A 2,503-nucleotide genomic window follows, 5' to 3' on the forward strand; every position below is an offset into this window, starting at 1 on the left:
CCCATCGTGACGTATCAGCGGGTGTCCGGTGATCAGCGCGTCGCCGCTGACCAGCACCCCGTCGACCAGGTACGAGCAGTGGCCTCCCGTGTGGCCGGGGCTGAATACGGGTGCCGGGCGCCCCGGCAGTCCCGCCGCGATTTCGGGTGTCAACGGCTGGGCGGTCGGAATCCCGTCGCGGATCAGGCCGCCGCTGCGCACCACGTGGGCGGTCCACACCGCCCACCGCGGCCGCCAGATCCGCAGCACGATGTCGACCGGCGAAACCTGTTCTAAGTACTCGCGCTTGGCGTGCCCCACTTCATCGGCGTGGCAATACACCGGAGTGCCGTGCTCGCCGGCGAACCAGATCGCCGAGCCCAAGTGGTCGATGTGCGCATGCGTCAGCAGGATGGCCCGGACGTCGTCCGGGCCGTAGCCCAGCTTGCGCAACGATGCCAGGACGTCTTCGCGGTCACCGGGGTATCCGGCGTCGATCAACAGCACGCCGGTGTCGTCGGTGACCAGTGTCCAGTTGACGGCCTCGCCTTGCGCGAGGTGCACGGTGTCGGTGATCTGAACAAGAGTCGGCTGATGAGCCATGCCCAACACCTTAGGAGTAGAAAGAACTGGTGGCTGAACTGAAACTCGGATACAAAGCGTCCGCCGAACAATTCGCACCGCGTGAACTCGTCGAACTCGCCGTTGCCGCCGAAGGTCACGGCATGGACAGCGCGACCGTCAGCGACCATTTCCAGCCGTGGCGGCATGAGGGCGGACACGCTCCGTTCTCGCTGGCCTGGATGACCGCCGTCGGCGAGCGCACCAAGAGGCTCCAGCTGGGGACCTCGGTGCTCACCCCGACCTTCCGTTACAACCCCGCCGTCATCGCGCAGGCGTTCGCGACGATGGGTTGCCTCTACCCGGATCGCATCTTCCTCGGCGTCGGCACGGGGGAGTCGCTCAACGAGATCGCCACCGGATACGAGGGCGAGTGGCCGGAATTCAAGGAGCGCTACGCGCGCCTGCGCGAATCGGTGCGGCTGATGCGTGAGCTGTGGCTCGGCGACCGGGTCGACTTCGAGGGCGAGTACTACCACACCAAGGGCGCCTCCATCTATGACGTGCCCGAGGGCGGCATCCCGATCTACATCGCCGCGGGCGGTCCGCAGGTGGCCAAGTACGCGGGTCGTGCCGGTGACGGTTTCATCTGCACTTCCGGCAAGGGCGAGGAGTTGTACAAGGACAAGCTCATTCCCGCCATGAAGGAAGGCGCCGAGGCGGCGGGCAAGAATCCCGACGACATCGACCGGATGATCGAAATCAAGATCTCTTACGACACCGACCCGGACAAGGCGCTGGAGAACACCCGGTTCTGGGCCCCGCTGTCGCTGACGGCCGAACAGAAGACCAGCATTCACGACCCGCTGGAGATGGAGAAGGCCGCCAACGAACTTCCGATCGAGCAGGTCGCCAAGCGCTGGATCGTGTCATCCGACCCCGACGAGGCCGTCGCCAAGGTCAAGGACTACGTCGACTGGGGCCTCAACCATCTGGTGTTCCACGCACCCGGCCACGACCAGCGCCGGTTCTTGGAGCTCTTCGAGAAGGACTTGGCGCCCAGGCTGCGGAAGCTGGGCTGAAAGACAGGTGCCCGCCGCCAGCGGAATCTACATCGCTGCTCCCGAACCCGAGACCGGGAAGTCGACGATCGCGCTCGGCGTCCTGCACCGGCTGGCCTCGACGGTCGCCAAAGTCGGTGTGTTCCGGCCCATTACGCGATTCGGCGAGGACCGCGACTACATCCTGGAGCTGCTGCTCGCGCACACCACCGCGGGGCTGACCTACGAGCAGTGTGTCGGCGTGACCTACCAACAGTTGCACGCCGACAGCGATGCCGCGATCGCCGACATCGTCGACGCCTACCACGCGATGGCCGAGCACTGTGACGTGGTGGTGATCGTCGGCAGCGACTACACCGACATCGCCAGCCCGACCGAGCTTTCGGTCAACGCCAGGATCGCGGTCAACCTCGGCGCACCCGTGCTGCTGACGGTGCGGGCCAAAGGTCGCGCCGCCGATGAGGTCGCCGGCGTCGTCGAGGTCTGTCTGGCCGAGCTGGCGGCGCAGCGCGCCCACACGGCGGCGGTCGTCGCGAACCGTTGCGAGCCAGCGGAAGTCGAGGCCGTCACCGAGGCACTGCGCAAGTTCGCCCCGCGCAGTTACGTGCTGCCGGACGAGCCGCTGCTGCTGGCGCCGACGGCGGACGAGCTGAAGGACGCGGTGGGCGGGAGACTGGTCAGCGGTGACCCGAGCCTGACCGGACGCGAGGCACTGGGCATTCTGGTCGCAGGCATGACGGCCGACCATGTGCTCGAACGGCTCCGCGACGGCATGGCGGTGATCACTCCCGGCGATCGCTCCGACGTCGTGCTGGCGGTCGCCAGTGCCCATGCGGCCGACGGGTTTCCATCGCTAACGTGTCTGATCCTCAACGGCGGTTTCGACCTGCACCCGTCGATCG

General features: G+C 66.7%; 3 protein-coding genes. 2 read left to right on the forward strand and 1 reads right to left on the reverse strand.

What is annotated here, in order from left to right:
• Nucleotides 1–582: MBL fold metallo-hydrolase (locus tag JOZ00_RS02555; protein ID WP_293339200.1), on the reverse strand; the 582-nt coding region annotated here is incomplete at its 3' end.
• A 29-nt stretch (nucleotides 583–611) separates the two neighbouring features.
• On the opposite strand from JOZ00_RS02555, the gene fgd reads away from it, so the two are divergent.
• Both fgd and JOZ00_RS02565 read left to right on the forward strand, forming a co-directional pair.
• Nucleotides 612–1,622, forward strand: a complete 1,011-nt coding sequence (gene fgd, locus JOZ00_RS02560) for a glucose-6-phosphate dehydrogenase (coenzyme-F420) (RefSeq protein ID WP_293339202.1) — start codon at nucleotides 612–614, stop codon at nucleotides 1,620–1,622.
• A 7-nt stretch (nucleotides 1,623–1,629) separates the two neighbouring features.
• On the forward strand, nucleotides 1,630–2,503 hold an 874-nt coding region (locus JOZ00_RS02565; RefSeq protein ID WP_293339204.1), incomplete at its 3' end, for an AAA family ATPase.

This window comes from Mycobacterium sp. (genome assembly GCF_019243155.1).
Lineage (GTDB): Bacteria > Actinomycetota > Actinomycetes > Mycobacteriales > Mycobacteriaceae > Mycobacterium.